General features: G+C 70.2%; 11 protein-coding genes. 4 read left to right on the top strand and 7 right to left on the bottom strand.

The window, feature by feature from the left end; translation table 11 throughout:
- Nucleotides 1-92: 92 nt before the first annotated feature.
- The 3 genes from DIZ27_RS03790 to DIZ27_RS03780 all read right to left on the bottom strand — a co-directional run bounded on the left by DIZ27_RS03790 (nucleotide 93) and on the right by DIZ27_RS03780 (nucleotide 7,095).
- Nucleotides 93-1,712: an ABC transporter substrate-binding protein gene (locus tag DIZ27_RS03790; protein ID WP_109376828.1), complete on the bottom strand. Its 1,620-nt coding sequence runs from the start codon at nucleotides 1,710-1,712 to the stop codon at nucleotides 93-95.
- Nucleotides 1,713-2,386: 674 nt separating this feature from the next.
- Nucleotides 2,387-4,303 (bottom strand): translational GTPase TypA, encoded by a 1,917-nt coding sequence (typA, locus tag DIZ27_RS03785; protein ID WP_109376827.1) that lies wholly within the window; start codon nucleotides 4,301-4,303, stop codon nucleotides 2,387-2,389.
- Nucleotides 4,304-4,677: 374 nt separating this feature from the next.
- The gene (locus DIZ27_RS03780; RefSeq protein ID WP_109376826.1) at nucleotides 4,678-7,095 is read right to left on the bottom strand and encodes an ABC transporter family substrate-binding protein; all 2,418 of its coding nucleotides are present in this window, start codon (nucleotides 7,093-7,095) and stop codon (nucleotides 4,678-4,680) included.
- Between the two features lie 302 nt (nucleotides 7,096-7,397).
- Here DIZ27_RS03780 and DIZ27_RS03775 point away from each other — a divergent pair, with 302 nt between their 5' ends.
- The 4 genes from DIZ27_RS03775 to DIZ27_RS03760 are packed head-to-tail and all read left to right on the top strand — an operon-like array spanning nucleotide 7,398 to nucleotide 11,323.
- Nucleotides 7,398-7,691 carry a hypothetical protein gene (locus tag DIZ27_RS03775; RefSeq protein WP_109376825.1) on the top strand — a complete coding sequence of 98 codons (294 nt, stop codon included), beginning with the start codon at nucleotides 7,398-7,400 and terminating at the stop codon, nucleotides 7,689-7,691.
- Between the two features lie 48 nt (nucleotides 7,692-7,739).
- Nucleotides 7,740-8,576: a hypothetical protein gene (locus tag DIZ27_RS03770; protein WP_109376824.1), complete on the top strand. Its 837-nt coding sequence runs from the start codon at nucleotides 7,740-7,742 to the stop codon at nucleotides 8,574-8,576.
- 18 nt (nucleotides 8,577-8,594) lie between these two features.
- A complete protein-coding gene (locus DIZ27_RS03765; RefSeq protein WP_109376823.1) occupies nucleotides 8,595-10,550 on the top strand; it encodes a fumarate reductase/succinate dehydrogenase flavoprotein subunit in 1,956 nt (651 codons plus the stop codon).
- A complete protein-coding gene (locus tag DIZ27_RS03760) occupies nucleotides 10,547-11,323 on the top strand; it encodes a succinate dehydrogenase/fumarate reductase iron-sulfur subunit (RefSeq protein WP_109376822.1) in 777 nt (258 codons plus the stop codon). The genes DIZ27_RS03765 and DIZ27_RS03760 overlap by 4 nt, the downstream gene beginning before the upstream one ends.
- Nucleotides 11,324-11,336: 13 nt before the next feature.
- Here DIZ27_RS03760 and DIZ27_RS03755 read toward each other — a convergent pair whose 3' ends face one another.
- The 4 genes from DIZ27_RS03755 to DIZ27_RS03740 all read right to left on the bottom strand — a co-directional run bounded on the left by DIZ27_RS03755 (nucleotide 11,337) and on the right by DIZ27_RS03740 (nucleotide 16,629).
- On the bottom strand, nucleotides 11,337-12,470 hold the full coding sequence (locus tag DIZ27_RS03755; protein ID WP_258308220.1) for a glycoside hydrolase family 18 protein: 1,134 nt from the start codon (nucleotides 12,468-12,470) through the stop codon (nucleotides 11,337-11,339).
- 86 nt (nucleotides 12,471-12,556) lie between these two features.
- Nucleotides 12,557-13,114, bottom strand: a complete 558-nt coding sequence (locus DIZ27_RS03750) for a GNAT family N-acetyltransferase (RefSeq protein WP_109376821.1) — start codon at nucleotides 13,112-13,114, stop codon at nucleotides 12,557-12,559.
- A 44-nt stretch (nucleotides 13,115-13,158) separates the two neighbouring features.
- The gene (locus DIZ27_RS03745) at nucleotides 13,159-15,930 is read right to left on the bottom strand and encodes a SpoIIE family protein phosphatase (RefSeq protein ID WP_109376820.1); all 2,772 of its coding nucleotides are present in this window, start codon (nucleotides 15,928-15,930) and stop codon (nucleotides 13,159-13,161) included.
- A gap of 291 nt (nucleotides 15,931-16,221) precedes the next feature.
- Entirely contained in the window at nucleotides 16,222-16,629 is a 408-nt protein-coding gene (locus tag DIZ27_RS03740) for an ATP-binding protein (protein WP_109377017.1), read from the bottom strand.
- Between the last annotated feature and the right edge of the window lie 233 nt (nucleotides 16,630-16,862).

Here is a 16,862-nt window from a genome sequence, read left to right as displayed (position 1 = left end):
CCTCCTGATGACGAGACGGCCCCACGCACCTCCCACCGCCGCCTGAGCGGCGGCGGGCTTACGGCCGAGTGGGAAGATCCTCGAGGATCCTCTTACTTGGTGGTGACGGCCCACACTTCGAGGTCACCGTGGAAGTCGACGTTGACGTTGTCGACGTTCTTACCGTGGCCGCCGTTGATGCGGTAGTACCAGAGCGGGATGGCCGGCATGTGGTCGACCAGCTTCTTCTCGACCTCCTGGAAGGCCTTCACCGACTCTTCGAGGGAATCGGCCTTGTCGGCCTCGTTCATCAGCTTGTCGATCTCCTTGTTGGAGAAGCGACCGTTGTTGGCCTCGGCAGTGGTGTGGTAGAGCTCCTTCATGAAGTTGGCGTTGACCGGGTAGTCGGCGACCCAGCCACCGCGGTACATGCCCTTCACCTGGTCGTTGTCACGGGCCTCGAGGTCCGTGGCGAAGTCCGGCTTGGGGTCGCCGACGCAGTCGACACCGGTGGCGTTGCGGATGGACTCGCAGACCGCGGTCACCCACTCCTTGTGCCCACCGTCGGTGTTGTACTGGACGGTGAACTTGTTGCCCGGAACGCCGCCGCCCTCCTTGACGAGCTTCTTGGCCTTCTCCGGGTTGTACGTGAACACGTCGGTGTCCAGGTTCTGGTTGCCCTTGACACCGGGCGGGGTGAAGGACTCGGCCGGCGTGCGGGTGTTGTTCAGAACCGTCTTGGTGATCGTCTCACGGTCGATCGCCATCGACAGGCCCTGCAGGACCTTCGGGTCGATGTCCTTGAAGGTCTTGGAGTAGAACGCCGGGGTCAGCGTCTGGATGGCCGCGTACGGCTGCTCGATGGCGCCGTCACCGAGGTCCGACTTGTACTTCGGCAGGTCCGTCGGGCCGACCTGGCGGATCATGTCCAGGTTGCCGGAGACGACGTCCTTGTAGGCGGCCTCGAGCGTCGTGTAGGCCTTGAACTGGACGCCCTTGTTCTTCGCCTTGTTCGGGCCCTGGTAGTCGTCCCAGGCCTTGACCTGGATGAGCTTCTTGTGGTCCCACTTCTCGAACGTGTAGGGACCGTTGCCGACCGGCTTCTGGCCGAAGGCCTTCGGGTCGTCGTGGAAGACCTTGGGCAGCGGGGCCCACGTGGTGTAGCCGAGCTTGTAGTTGAAGTACGGCATCGTGTACTTCAGCTCGATGGTGAAGGTGTGGTCGTCCACGGCCTTCAGACCGGACATGGTCTCGGCCTTCGGGTCACCCTTCTCCGGGTGGACGTCGTCGTAGCCCTTGATGTCCTGGAACCAGAAGGAGTTCTGCTGGTTGTTCTTGATGTTGGCGTACCAGTTCCAGGCGTCGATGTACGACTTGGAGGTGACCTCTTCGCCGTTGTGGAACTTCCAGCCCTTCTTGAGCTTGACCGTCCACGTCTTCGAGTCCTCGGTGGTGACCGACTCGGCGTTCGTGTAGACGATCTCGCCCTTGGCGTCGAAGTCCAGGAGCTGGGTGAACAGGGCCTGGATGACGTACGAGCCGTTGGACTCGTTGGTGTCGGCCGGGATCAGCGGCTTCTGCGGTTCGCCGACGTCGATCGAGACGTATCCCGCAGGGCCGGAACCCTTGCCCTTCCCCTCGTCGCCGCCGCCGTCGCCGCCGCCGCAGGCAGTAGCAGCCAGCGCGACGACTATCGCACCCGCGACCCACTTGGCGCTCTTGGCACCGCGCATGGGTTCCTCCTCATGAGTCCATTGGTTCACCGCAAAGAGGAGCACACGACATCTCACCGCCAACCGCCCGTCGCCGGTGTCGGAGATCGTCAGGTGCCCCCGCGCTCGTAAGCCGGCGCCGTCAGCGCGCGACCCGTTCATCCGAGCTCTACGCGCCTAACTATCTGCCATGCGCCAGGACCGAACCACACCCACGAGGTCTCGGTTCGATCACAGCTGATGCCTACATCTTCCAAAATCCGGACAAAGGGTTTGGTGAAAGATCCCTGCGAAACGGACTTGTTACACATCTATCGGGGATGCGTGTCCGCATACCGGACACCAGGGTGAGGAAAACCCGTTGCGGGTAGCGTGGCCGCCGTGCAGGCTGCCCTTCAGGGCTGCCGTGCGCTCAACACGCTTGGCCGGCAAGGCCGTTGGCCGACGAGGCGCGGCTTTCGCTTTTCCTCGGACATGACCGGGCGCGTGGGCCGTCGCACCGGTCCGCCTCCAGAGCAGGGTAGTGGGAGTCGGCCAGTTCAGGGACGTTTCCCAGCCAGATCGAGGGTTATCCCTACCCTTCTCTTCCGAGATTCCGGTGTGCGATTCCGGCCCGTACGAGAACGGCGCCGGGCACCCCTGTAGTAGGAGTGCCCGGCGCCGTTCTTGCACGTGCGGTGTGCGGCCGGGGCGGGTCAGCCGTGCTTGGCGCGGCTCGCGGCGCGGGCGCGCTCACGGCCGTCCAGGTTCACCTTGCGGATGCGGACGGACTCCGGGGTCACCTCGACGCACTCGTCGTCCCGGCAGAACTCCAGCGACTGCTCCAGCGACAGCTTGCGCGGCGGGACGATCGCCTCGAACGAATCGGCCGAGGACGACCGCATGTTGGTGAGCTTCTTCTCCTTGGTGATGTTGACGTCCATGTCGTCGGCGCGGGAGTTCTCGCCGACGATCATGCCCTCGTACACCTCGGTGCCGGGCTCGGTGAACAGCACACCGCGCTCCTGCAGGTTGGTCATCGCGAACGCGGTGACCGCGCCGGCGCGGTCGGCGACCAGGGAGCCGTTGTTACGGGTCGTGAGCGGCCCGAACCAGGGCTCGTGGCCCTCGTGGATGGAGTGCGCGATACCGGTGCCCCGGGTCTGGGTGAGGAACTCGGTACGGAAGCCGATCAGTCCGCGCGAGGGCACCACGAACTCCAGGCGCACCCAGCCGGAGCCGTGGTTCGACATGTTGTCCATGCGACCCTTGCGGACGCCCATGAGCTGCGTGACCGCGCCCATGTGCTCCTCGGGCACGTCGATCGTCATCCGCTCGACGGGCTCGTGCACCTTGCCGTCGATCTCCCGGGTGACCACCTGCGGCTTGCCGATGGTGAGCTCGAAGCCCTCACGGCGCATCTGCTCGACCAGGATCGCCAGCGCCAGTTCGCCGCGGCCCTGCACCTCCCAGGCATCGGGACGGCCGGTGTCCAGAACGCGCAGCGAGACGTTGCCGATCAGCTCGCGGTCCAGGCGGTCCTTGACCTGGCGGGCGGTGACCTTGCGGTCCTTCACGGCCGCCTTCGCGTCGGCGCCCTTGCCGGTGCCGCCGCGGCCGACCAGCGGCGAGGTGTTGGTGCCGATGGTCATGGAGATCGCGGGCTCGTCCACCATGATCAGCGGCAGCGGAACCGGGTTCTCCGGGTCGGCCAGGGTCTCACCGATCATGATGTCCGGGATGCCGGCGACCGCGCAGATGTCACCGGGGCCGGCCTTCTCGGCGGGCTTGCGGGTGAGCGCCTCGGTCATCATCAGCTCGGAGATCCGCACGTTCTGCACGGACCCGTCGCGCTTCATCCAGGCGACCGTCTGGCCCTTCTTCAGCTCGCCCTGGTGGACGCGGAGCAGGGCGATCCGGCCGAGGAAGTTGTCGGCGTCGAGGTTGGTGACATGAGCCTGGAGCGGGGCGCCCTCCTCGTAGGTGGGGGCCGGGACGTGCTGCAGGATGGTGGAGAAGAACGGCTCCAGGGAGTCGGAGTCGGTCGGGACCGTGCCGTCCGCCGGCTTGGTCAGGGAGGCGATGCCGTCCCGGCCGCAGGCGTAGACGATCGGGAACTCGATCTGCTCCTCGTCGGCGTCCAGGTCGAGGAACAGGTCGTAGGCCTCGTTGACGACCTCGTCGATACGGGAGTCCGGCCGGTCCGTCTTGTTGATGCACAGGATGATCGGCAGCCGCGCCTGGAGCGCCTTGCGCAGCACGAAGCGGGTCTGCGGCAGCGGGCCCTCGGAGGAGTCGACGAGCAGCACGACGCCGTCGACCATCGACAGGGCGCGCTCGACCTCGCCACCGAAGTCGGCGTGGCCGGGGGTGTCGATGATGTTGATCGTGATCGGGTCCCCGCCGTCCTTGGGGTGGTACTTCACCGCCGTGTTCTTGGCGAGGATCGTGATGCCCTTCTCACGTTCCAGGTCGCCGGAGTCCATCATGCGCTCGTCGACCTGGTCGAGCTGGTGGGCGGCGAAGGCACCTGCCTGCTTGAGCATGCCGTCGACGATGGTGGTCTTGCCGTGGTCGACGTGGGCGATGATGGCGACGTTGCGGATGTCGTGACGCTGGATGGACGAAGCCATGGGTTGGCGTACTCCCGAAATGGTGAGAAGCGCCCTGCGCAGACGGCTGTGGTGCGCGGGCCCTGCCGGGCTGAACACGCCACGGCCTCTCCCCATGTTACGGGCCCGTGGAACCGGACACTCGCGCCTCCTCCGCCGGGGCCGCATCGAGGGCCCGGTGACCTTTCCCTCGTCGCTCCCGCTCCCCGCACGCACGGGCGGCCCGGGGCCCGCGACGCGGGCGCCGCCGGAAACCCCGTGGGCCGGCCCCGTCGCAGTTCAGCAGTACGGGAAGCCGTCCCCGGCGCCCGCCCCGTCCGCGGTGGCCGCTCCGCCGGGGCCGGGACCGCGAGAAAAGTACCGAGATCTGCCTCACGTCGGCGCGGTGGCCGGGACTACCGCGCCGAGGAGGAGCCCGAGGGCCCGGTGGTCTTCTCCGCCGGTGTCCCGGCCGGGCCCCGCGCGCTCTTCTTCAGGAAGCCCATGTCCTCGTAGACGGGGGTGCGGAAACCGAAGGCGCCCGCGTTGGCCAGGTTCTTCCGGGCCGCGGTGAGCTGGGGGCGCTGGTAGAGGGGGATCGAACCGGCCGCCGCCCAGATGCGGGAGTCGGCCTTGCGGAGCAGCTCGGCGCGTTTGGCGTCGTTGAGCGTCGTGAGGGCCTGGTCGAAGAGCTGGTCGACCTGGTCGGTGCCGACACGGGTGTAGTTCTGCCCGACGCTCAGCGAGCCGTCGGCGGCCGGGACCGGCTTGGCGTAGACCGGGCGGGCGTCGGTGGCGGGAAAGGCGGTCGCGGGCCAGGAGTAGAGGGCGAGGTCGTACTCACCGGCAGCGATGTGGTCCGTGAAGTAGCTCTCGTCGTCGACCGTGGAGATGTCGGTGCGGATACCGATCCGCTCCAGCATCCGCGTGATCCGGTCGGCCACGACGCCCAGGGTCTGTGAGCCGGGCCCGGAGGGGAGCACGAAGTCGAGCGTGAGCGCCTTGCCGTCCTTGGCGAGCGGGGCGTTCTCCGCCTGGACGGGGGCAGCGGTGCCCTTGGGGGCGTAGGCGCCGGGGGCGCCGCCCTGGTACAGCCGTGTGTGCTCGCTGTCGTCCTGCGCGAGGCGCTCCGTCGTGCGGCCGTCACCGCTCTTGTCGTCGTCCTTCGCCTCGTCCTCGCCGACGACGTAGGTGTCGTCGTCGCCCTTCGACCCGCTCTTGGAGCCCTTGTCGGACGTTCCGGCCTTCTTGCCCTCCGCACCGGCCGCCTTCTCGCCGCCTTCTTCTTCCTTGTCCTCCTTCTCTTCCTTCTCTTCCTTCTCTTCCTTCTCTTCCTTGCCTTCCTTGTCCTTCTTGTCCCCCTTCTTCTCGGCCTTCTCCTTCTTCTCGTCCTTCTCCTGGTCGATCGGGCCCCCCGGTACCCAGCCGGCGTCCGCGAGCAGGGCGCGCGCCTCCGCGGCGTCCTGGGCGCCGAGGGCGCCGCTCCCGTCGGCGTAGGCGGCCTGCCCGGACAGCGCGACGTGACTGCCGACGGGCTCGGCGGGCAGGCCGAGCGGCTCGAGGACCGCCTTCGCCAGGGCCTCCCGGTCCAGGGCGCGGGCCACGGCACGGCGGACCCGCTCGTCGGCGAGCGGGCCTTCGTCGCCGTTGAGGGCGAGCTGGGTGTAGGCGGGCTCCAGCGACTTGCGCACCTCGAACCCGCTGAGGGCCTTCTGCTGGCGCGCGTGCGTCACGGCGGCCTTGCGCTGCCGCTCGCGGGCGGAGATCTCCTCGTCGGCGGCGTCCTCGTCCGAGCCGTTCGCGACGGCCCAGGAGCGCAGGGCGCGGGCGGCGGACCTGCCCGCACCGAGGGGGCCCGCCAGGGGCGTGCTCACCCGTTCGGCCCCTCCTTTCCCGTCCCGCTCGCTCTTCTGCTCGCCGCCTTCCTCGCTCCCGCGTGCGCTTTCGCCCCGCGGGCCGGCGGCGACGGAGATGCGGCGGGCGCCGGTGGCGTCGATCTCGGCCAGGTCCAGGGTGCCGGCGGTGAGCGCGGCGATCCGTTCGCCGCGGGGCACCGCGCGCAGCACGATCGTCGAGAGCCGGGCCGGCTCGCCCCACCAGCGGGCATTGCGGGTGAGGGTGACCTCCTTGCCCTTGCGGTCCACCTTCTTCACCTTGAACGGGCCGGCGGTGACCTTCAACTTCTTGCGGGCCCCGTCGTTGAAGGAGTCCGGGGAACCCATGACGTCCTTCGGGTACAGCGGCGTGAACAGGGACTTCCAGTCGGCGTAGGGACGGCTGAAGGTGACCTTGACCTCCAGGTCGTTCTTGCCGCGCTCGATCTTCTCGATGCGGTCGTAGCCGGCGTTGCGGGCGGTCCAGTAGGCGGTGTCCCCGCCGGACAGGGCACGCCACTGGGCGGCGAAGTCGGCGGCGCCGATCTCGCGGCCGTCGCTCCAGACGGCCTGCTGGTTGAGCCGGTAGAGGACGACCTGCTTGGGCTCGGTCTCGACGACCTCGGCGGACTCCAGGTAGTCGGCGTTGCGCACCGGGCGCCCCCGGTCGTCCATCCGGTACATCGACGGCAGGACGGCCTGCGCGACCCGGGTGGTGGTGACGTCGGCGTCCGCCTGGAAGGCGTTCAGGGTGTCCGGGACGGTGTCCACGGCCCAGCGCAGGGTGCCGCCGTCGGCGACCCCCGTGCGGTCGGCGCGTGCGATGTCCCCTGCGGCGAGGGGACGGCCGGCCGGGTCCTCGGAGCTGCATCCGGCCAGAGCGGGCACCACGAGAGCGCCCGCGGTGAGGAAGACGACCGAACGGATGACCGCGCGCGGGACGACGCCGTCGTGGGACATCTCTGGTTACCTCCGGGAAGCCGCGGGCGCTATGATCACTTTTGTCGGTATTTTTGGTGCTCATCTGATGTATGCGGCCACTGAAGAGGAAAGGGTTAGGCAACCGAGAGCGACACGGCGACCACGGGCGGGAAGCTCACCCGTACGACGCAGCGCACCGCACGATGCACCCCTGCGCCTCGGCCAATCGGTGCACATCCCTTCACAGCGCAAGGTGTGACGCGCGACACTCGCAGGCGCATGAACGTTGCCGCCTTGGGCCTGAAGGACCCTGAAGGACCCGCGGGAAGTGAGGGCAAGTCATGTCCGTGCACGACGAACTGGCATCCGTCCAGCGCAGCCTCGACGACCTGATCCGGTCGGTGGGACGCCTGGAGAAACAGCTCGGCAGCGGCGGTCTGGAGATGCGCCGCGTCCGATCCGACACCAACCATCTGCGGGAGAGCGTCGCGCTGCTGCGGGAGACGGCCACGGCCGGAACCACCGCGCCGAAGCGGCCCGATCTCGTCACCATCTCCGACACGCCGTACGACCCCTCCCTGTGGGTGGACTCGGACGACGAGGGCCTCGGCGTCCGCGACCGCCGCGCCCCCTGACCCCCACCGGACCCGCAGCGCCCCCCTGACCCCTACTGGAGCGGACAAGTGGCCACTGGTACGGAACCCCCTGCCACCGAACCCCACCCCCGACGTGCCGGTGTGCGCACCGGCACCCGCGCCGCGATCGCCGCTCCGCATCTGCGGACCGACCGCTGGTGGCTGGCCCCGGCGGCCACCGCGGCCGGTCTGCTCGCCTTCGTCGTCTACTCGACCTGGCGGGCCTTCGCGAACGCCGACTACTACGCGGCGCCGTACGTCTCGCCGTTCTACTCCCCGTGTCTCGCGGAGAACTGCGAGACGATGCGCGCCGGGCCCAACTGGGAACTGTTCGGCAACTGGTGGGGGATCTCACCGGCGATCATCATCCTGATCTTCCCGCTCGGCTTCCGCCTGACCTGCTACTACTACCGCAAGGCCTACTACCGGGGCTTCTGGGCCGCCCCGCCGGCCTGCGCGGTGGCCGAGCCGCACAAGAAGTACTCCGGGGAGACCCGCTTCCCGCTGATCCTGCAGAACGTCCACCGGTACTTCTTCTACGCGGCGCTCCTGGTCGCCGGGGTGCTGACCTACGACACCGTCCTCGCCTTCCGCGACGAGCACTACGCGTGGGGCCATATGGGGCTCGGCACCCTCGTCTTCCTGGTCAACATCGCGCTGATCTGGGCGTACACCATCTCCTGTCACTCCTGCCGGCACATCGTCGGCGGAAAGCTCAAGCACTTCTCGAAGCATCCCGTGCGCTACCGGATGTGGCAGTGGGTGAGCCGGCTGAACGCCCGGCACATGCAGCTCGCCTGGGCGTCGCTGGTGAGCGTGGCGGTCGCCGACTTCTACGTCTATCTCCTCGCGTCCGGTGTCTTCGACGATCCGCGCTTCTTCTGATGAGTGGGGCCTTTTGAGATGACCGTGGTCGACCGGCAGGAATGGGACGTCGTCGTGGTCGGTGCGGGCGGCGCCGGGCTGCGCGCCGCCATCGAGGCACGCGAGCGGGGGGCGCGTACGGCGGTGATCTGCAAGTCGCTGTTCGGCAAGGCGCACACCGTGATGGCCGAGGGCGGCATCGCCGCCGCCATGGCCAACGCCAACGAGCACGACACCTGGCAGGTCCACTTCCGCGACACCATGCGCGGCGGGAAGTTCCTCAACCAGTGGCGGATGGCCGAGCTGCACGCCCAGGAGGCACCGCAGCGGGTGTGGGAGCTGGAGACCTGGGGTGCGCTGTTCGACCGGACGAAGGACGGCCGGATCTCGCAGCGGAACTTCGGCGGCCACGAGTACCCCCGCCTCGCCCACGTCGGCGACCGGACCGGCCTGGAGCTGATCCGCACCCTCCAGCAGAAGATCGTCGCGCTCCAGCAGGAGGACTTCCGGGAGACCGGGGACTACGAGTCCCGGCTGAAGGTCTTCCAGGAGTGCACGGTCACCCGGGTGCTGAAGGACGGACCCCGTGTCTCCGGCGTCTTCGGCTACGAGCGGGAGTCCGGCCGTTTCTTCGTGCTGGAGGCGCCCGCCGTGGTCCTCGCGACGGGCGGCATCGGCAAGTCGTTCAAGGTGACGTCGAACTCGTGGGAGTACACCGGGGACGGACACGCGCTGGCGCTGCTGGCCGGGGCCCCGCTGGTCAACATGGAGTTCGTGCAGTTCCATCCGACGGGCATGGTCTGGCCACCGTCGGTGAAGGGCATCCTGGTCACCGAGTCGGTGCGCGGTGACGGCGGGGTGCTGCGCAACTCCGAGGGCAAGCGGTTCATGTTCGACTACGTGCCGGACGTCTTCAAGGAGAAGTACGCCGAGTCCGAGGAGGAGGGCGACCGCTGGTACGACGACCCGGAGCACAACCGGCGTCCCCCCGAGCTGCTCCCCCGCGACGAGGTGGCCCGCGCGATCAACGCCGAGGTGAAGGCGGGCCGTGGCTCCCCGCACGGCGGGGTCTTCCTGGACGTGTCCACCCGGATGCCCGCCGACGTCGTCAAGCGCCGGCTGCCGTCGATGTACCACCAGTTCAAGGAGCTGGCGGACGTCGACATCACGGCGGAGGCGATGGAGGTCGGCCCGACCTGCCACTACGTGATGGGCGGCATCGCCGTCGACTCCGACACGGCGGCGACGCGCGGGGTGCCGGGGCTGTTCGCGGCCGGTGAGGTGGCCGGCGGGATGCACGGCTCCAACCGGCTGGGCGGGAACTCCCTGTCCGACCTGCTGGTGTTCGGGCGCCGGGCGGGCCGGCACGCGGCCGAACACGCGGGGGCGCACACCGCCGGGACGGGCGCCGAGCGGCCCCGGGTGGACGAGGCCCAGGTCGACGCCGCGGCGGCGGAGGCCCTGCGGCCCTTCTCCGTCGAGGCCGGGGAACCGGCGAGGGGTCCGGCGTCCGCTCCGGAGAATCCGTACACCCTGCACCAGGAACTCCAGCAGACGATGAACGACCTGGTCGGCATCATCCGCCGGGAGCACGAGATGGAGGAGGCCCTGCACAAGCTCGCCGAGCTGCGGGTACGGGCGCGCCGGGCCGGGGTCGAGGGGCACCGGCAGTTCAACCCGGGCTGGCACCTCGCCCTGGACCTGCGGAACATGCTGCTGGTCAGCGAGTGTGTGGCACGGGCCGCGCGGGAGCGCACCGAGTCACGCGGCGGGCACACCCGCGAGGACCACTCCGAGATGGAACGCGCCTGGCGCAACGTCAATCTGCTGTGCTCGATGACCGATCCCACCGGCGGCACCGCGGCCACCGCCCCGGAGCGCGGCCAGATCACCCTGACCCGTGAGACCACCGAACCCATCCGCCCCGACCTGCTCGCCCTCTTCGAGAAGGAGGAGCTGGTCAAGTACCTCGCCGAAGAGGAGCTGTACGAGTGAGCAGCTATGAGGCCCGCTTCAAGGTGTGGCGGGGGGATGTCGAGGGCGGCGGCCTGGAGGACTTCCGCGTCGAGGTGAACGACGGCGAGGTGGTCCTCGACATCGTCCACCGGCTCCAGGCCACCCAGGCCCCCGACCTGGCCGTGCGCTGGAACTGCAAGGCCGGCAAGTGCGGCTCGTGCTCGGCGGAGGTCAACGGGCGCCCCCGGCTGCTGTGCATGACCCGGATGTCGGTGTTCGACCGGGACGAGACGGTCACGGTGACCCCGCTGCGGGCCTTCCCGGTGATCCGCGACCTGGTGACCGACGTCGGCTTCAACTACACGAAGGCACGCCAGGTGCCGGCCTTCGTACCGCCGAAGGGCCTCGGGCCCGGCGAGTACCGGATGACGCAGGAGGACGTGGACCGCCCGCAGGAGTTCCGCAAGTGCATCGAGTGCTTCCTGTGCCAGGACGTCTGCCATGTGGTCCGCGACCACGAGGAGAACAAGCGGGCGTTCGCGGGTCCGCGGTTCCTGATGCGGGTGGCGGAGCTGGACATGCATCCGCTGGACGCCGCCGAGGAGGCCGGCCTGGACCGCGGGCGCACGGCCCAGGACGAGCACGGGCTCGGCTACTGCAACATCACCAAGTGCTGCACGGAGGTGTGCCCCGAGGGCATCCGGATCACGGACAACGCACTGATCCCGCTGAAGGAACGGGCGGTCGACCGCAAGTACGACCCGCTCGTCTGGCTCGGCGACAAGATCCGGCGCCGGTCCGCGTCGTCCTGATCCGCCCGGTGCGTCAGGGACGGTTCACCCAGCCCTTTCGGTACGCCGTCCAGTCCGCCTCCGTCGCCGCGAAGTCCACGTAGAGGGCGACGCCGAAGCGGGGGCGGTCGGCGTCGGTGCGGGACAGCCCGAGCCGGACACCGCGGACGGCGGCGGGGACGGTCTCGGCGTGGGCCCAGTGGCCGAACCGGTTCTCCTTGAAGAAGGGCAGGCCCATGAGGAGGTCGGTGCCGGGCGGGGTGACCTCCAGGGCGAGCGCGGTCTGCTGGGCGACGTAGCCGCCGTAGGTGCCCTCCAGCGGCTGCATGGTGTCGTACGACATGACGGCGATCTGGTCGACGCGGCGCGCGACCTGCCCGAAGAACTCCTGCGACCACCACTTGGGGTGGCCGGTGACCGCGCCCCAGAAGGAGTGGAAGCCGGGGAGCGGGTCGATCTGGTGGGCGGCGACGGACAGCGGCACGTCGCGGGAGCCGGTCTCCTCGTGCAGGGCGTCGAGGAGCTCGAGGTAGTCGGCGTCCCCGGAGTGCAGGGGCTCGAGGTCGAAGTGGACGCCGTCGTAGCCGGTGTCCAGGATCTCCCGGGTGGACCGGAGGATCGCGGCGCGGGACTCGGCGCGCTCCAGGTGCAGCGCCTCGGGGTGCTCGGGCGCGAGGATGTCCCCGAGCCAGGCCTGGACCCGGACGCCGGGTATCTCCCGGTGCACGGACTCGATCAGCCAACGGGCCTGCGGGTAAAGGGACTTCGGCAGGCTTCCGTCGTGCTTCAGGGGTCCCGAGTGGACGTAGAGGTCGCGTATCCCGGTGCCCTCGAGGCGGCGGGCGAGGGCGGTGACGTCGGCGTCCTTCTTCCGCCCGTCGACCCAGGCGTGCCCGAGCCAGAGGGCGTCGCGGTCCCGGGTGTACGTCCCGTCGGCCGGGTCGCCGGTGAAGTTGACCCGTAACACCGTCCCGGCGGTCAGCAGGGGCACGAGGACGACGAGCACGACCGCGAGCGCGGTCCACGTGAGCCGGCGCTTCCAGCTCCGGGGCCGCTCGTCCGGCCGGTCTCGGGTGTGCTCCGCGCCCGCGGATCCGGGTGCGCCCGACTCCGTGGGTTCAGTGGCTTCCGTGGACCCTGTGGCTTCCGCGGGTTCCGTGCCTGACATCGCGCGTCCCCTCCGCCGCCGGTCCGTCCGGGCCGCGCGGCTGATCTTGCGGAGGAGGACGACGGCGGGGGGCCCGCGGTTGCGTTTCAGGCGGCGGTCGGCGCGTGCCGTTCGTGCACGTGTCCGTCCAGGGGGAAGGCGGGCGGTGCGGCCGGGAGGACACCGGTCCGTGCGAAACCGGCCTTCTCGGCGACGCGGCAGGACGCCACGTTGTCGGCCTGGTGCACCAGCTCCAGGCGGGTCAGGCCTTCCCGGGTGAAGGCCTCGAACGCCCAGTCGGTCAGCGCCGTCAGAGCTCGGTGGGCCACTCCCCGGCCGCGGGCGGGTGCCGCGGTCCAGTAGCCCACCTCGGCACAACCCGATCCCCTGGCCGCGTACTTGAGGACGGCGTGGCCGACGAGCCGCGGCGCGGAGCCGGGAACTCCCGTCTCCTGCACGGCGAACGCGAACCTGTCTCCCGCCTCCCAGCCCCGCTGCTGTGCCGTCACCCAGCGCGCCGCGCTCGCCTCGTCGTGCACGGCGGCGCTCGTCCAGCGGCGCATCGCCTCGTCCTGGAACAGCTCGGCCAGGCCGGCGGAGTCCTCCGGGCTCCAGGGCCGCAGGGTGAGGGTACCGACTGCCAGGTGTAACGGGATCGGGGGCATGGGGGCGAGCGTAGACGAGCGGCGGTCGGTCGACGTGTCGGGGGTCAGAAAAGGCTCATGAGGGCTTCGGCCGGGTCGGCGAGGGGGGTTTCGCCGCCGGGGAGGGGGAGTTCGAACCAGACGGTCTTGCCGCGGGGGGTACGACGGGAGCCCCAGGCCGCGCTGAGCAGGCCGACGAGCTGGAGACCTCGGCCGCCCTCGTCGGTGTCGCGGGCGCGGCGGCGGCGCGGCTGGACCAGGCCGGAGTCCCAGACCTCACAGACCAGGGTGCGGTCGAGCAGGAGGCGGAGCCTGATCTCTCCCTCGCCGTATCGCAGGGCGTTGGTGACCAGCTCGCTGACCAGGAGTTCCGTGGTGTCGACGAGGGGTTCCAGGTCCCAGGCGAGCAGTTGCGCGCGGGCGTACTCGCGGGCGCGGCCCACGCTGCGGGGTTCGCGCGGCAGCGTCCAGTCGCCGACGGAATCGGCGGGCAGCCCCTGGACCCTGGCCATCAGCAGCGCGATGTCGTCTTCGCCGTGGTGGGTGTTGAGGGCGTTGAGGACGTGGTCGCAGACGTCCTCCAGGTCCCTGTGGGTGTCGGCGCGCGGCGCCGTCGTCGCGGAGTGGCGGGCGGGCGACGGGTGGGACGGGCCGGTGAGGGCGCCCACGAAGGCCTGGAGGCCCTCGTCGAGGGGGTGGTCGCGGCTTTCGACCAGCCCGTCCGTGTAGAGCGCGAGCAGGGCGCCCTCGGGCAGTTCGACCTCGACCTCCTCGAAGGGCTCCCCGCCGACGCCGAGCGGCATGCCCGGCGGCACGTCCAGCATCAGGGCGGCCTCCCCCGGTTCGACCAGGACCGGCGGCGGATGGCCCGCGTTGGCGAAGGTGCACCGCCTGGTCACCGGGTCGTAGACCGCGTAGACGCAGGTCGCCAGGTAGACCTCGGAGAGGTCGGCCTCCCGGGGGCGGCGGGCGGCCCGGGTCGCCTGCTGGACGCCTCCGGGGGCGCCGAGTCCCTGGACGATCTCGTCCAAATGGGAGAGCACCTCCGCGGGTTCGAGGTCGAGCTGGGCCAGGGTGCGGACAGCGCTGCGCAGTTCACCCATGGCCACCGCGGCACGCAGCCCCCGCCCCATCACGTCCCCGACGACCAGCGCGGTGCGGTGGCCGGGCAGTTCGATGACGTCGAACCAGTCGCCGCCGACCTCGCCGGAGCGGCCGGTCGCCGCGCTGCCGGGCAGGTAGCGGCAGGCGATGTCGAGACCGGAGGCCTCCGGGTCGCCGGGCGGCAGCAGGGACCGCTGCAGCAGCAGGGCGCGTTCGTGCTCGCGCCGGTAGAGGCGGGCGTTGTCGATGCAGACGGCGGCGCGCGCGGCCAGTTCCACGGCGAGGTCGCGGTCGCGGTCCCCGAACGGCTCGCTGCCCTTGGTACGGGCGAACTGGGCGAGCCCGACCACCGTGTCGTGGGCGACCATCGGCACGGCGAGCGTGGTCCGCACCAGCCCGCCCTCCTCGCCCGGCACCAGTCGCGGGCGGCCGGTGCGCAGGGCGTCCGCGCACGGCGAGTTGAACGCGTAGTTGTGGACGGCGCCCAGCTTGACGGGCTCGCCGGTGACGCTGAACGGCGCTTCGGAGACGGCACTGGCGAAGGCGACGCGGCGCACGTCCGCACTGCCGTCGGCCAGCCCCGGCGGGGTCTCGTCGCCGGCCAGCAGCCCCTGATAGAGGTCGACGGTGGCCAGGTCGCAGAAGCCGGGGACGACGACGTCCAGGAGTTCGCGGGCCGTGGTCTCCAGGTCGAGGGAATTGCCGATCCGGGCGCCGGCCTCGTTGAGCAGGGCGAGGTTGCGCCGTGCGGCGGCGGCCTCGCGGGCGGCGGCACGGCGGGCGGTGATGTCGATTCCCAGCCAGGCGATGCCGATGGGACGGCCGCTGCCGCTGTGCACGCGGTAGAGGTTGACCGACCAGTGGCGCCGCCCGTCGGTGTCCGGGATGAATCCGGTGACGTGCATGTCCGTGATGGACTCGCCGGTCTCCAGCACCCTGCGCATGGTCGCGGCCACCCGCTCGGCCTCGGCGCGCGGCAGGTAGTCGTGGACACCCTTGCCCCGGTGGTCGTCGGGCATGCCGCCGAAGGTGGACGCGAACCGCTGGTTGGCGCGGCGCACCCGCAGGTCGGGGTCGATCAGCAGGAAGCCGAAGGGGGATTGGCCGAATATGGCCTGCGAGGCGGCGAGATCGGTCTCGATGCTGCGCAGGGTGCGCACGTCGACGACGATGCAGACGGCTGCCTTCTCGCCGTCCTCGGTGCGCGTCGGCATGACGTAGACCTCGGCGACTCCCTCCCGGCCGGGCCCGTCGTCCACCGTGTCGGGGGTCCGGAAGGGCACGACTCCGGTCCACTCCCGGCCGTCGAGGATCTCGGTCATCTTGCGCTGGCCCCGCTCACGCCGGTCCGGATCGACGAACGCCGCGATGGGGTCCATCCCGACGGCCCGCTCCGCCGGGATGCCGAGGAGCTGTTCGGCGCGCAGGCTCCACTGGTCGACCAGTCCGTCGGGGCCGATGGAGAAGGAGGCGACCTTTATGTAGTCGTACATGGAGCCGGGAGGGCTGCTCTGCCACATGCCATCGACGGTCGGGGCGTCGGTGGGGAAGGGGGCGCCGGAAGAGGCGTCGGTGGCCAATGCCTCGACGGGAGAAACGCCGGCGGGCACGGCGCCCGCGGACGGGACGTCGCCGGACGAGGCATCGCCGGAAGTGAGGCCGTCAGCGGCCTCGGCCCTTGCACCGTCCGACGGGTCCTTGGACTCCGTGGCCTTCGCTGGTATCTCGCCCACGCGAACCGTCCCCTCCAGCTCACCGCGTCCGGCACCGGTCGCCGGGGGCGGCTGCCCGCAGTATCCAGCACTACGGCGCCACACAACACGGTGTTCACGATCACAGCACGGTCCCGATGCTTTTCGGTCCGAACTGTGAGAACACTCCCAGTCTTCTAACCAGCGGACACGTCATCGAACCCCCTTCTTCGACAACCATCAGGGGCCGGAACCGGCCGCTCGACAGGAGTGGCCCGTGCGTACACGGCCGAGGCGCGGGACAGCGCCTCGTTTCAGCCGGGCGCGAACGCCTCACTCGGGCACCGTGAGTTCGAACCACACGGTCTTGCCGACCTCGCCCGGCCGGGTGCCCCAGCGGCGGGCGGTGCGGGCGACGAGCTGCAGCCCGCGCCCGCCCTCGTCCTCGGCCCGGGCCACGCGCTCGTGCGGGAAGTCCGGCAGCGGGTCGGAGACCTCGACCCGCAGGACGCCGTCCGGGCCGGAGGGACGCGACAGGCAGACGCCGATGGGACCGGTGGCGTGCCGCAGGGCGTTGGTGACCAGCTCACTGACCAGCAGGGCCGCCAGGTCACCGACGCCGTCGAGACCCCAGCCGTGCAACTGCGCGCGGACCGTGGAGCGCGCGGCGCCCACGGCACCCGGCTCCGCGGGGAAGGTCCACGTGACCCGGTCGTCTTCGGTGTCGATCACGCGGACCACTTCCGTCACTCCGGGGCTGACAACAGACTCCCCATATCAGGTTTCATGGGGTCAATGGACCCATACCCGACATCCCCGCCCGGGTATCGCGCATACGGACATCGGTCACAGGCCCGTCACCTCGAACGCACCGCGGGCTCCGCGTTCGGCGTCGCTCATGAGGTGCGAGGCGAACGGACAGGTACCCGTATCGGGGAAGGCGAGTCCGACGAGCCCTCCCGGTCCCGGGACCC

This window comes from Streptomyces sp. NWU339 (assembly GCF_003143855.1).
Taxonomy (GTDB): Bacteria; Actinomycetota; Actinomycetes; order Streptomycetales; family Streptomycetaceae; genus Streptomyces.
The sequence above is the reverse complement of the archived record's forward strand: the minus strand, read 5'-3'. Positions and strand labels throughout refer to the sequence as shown.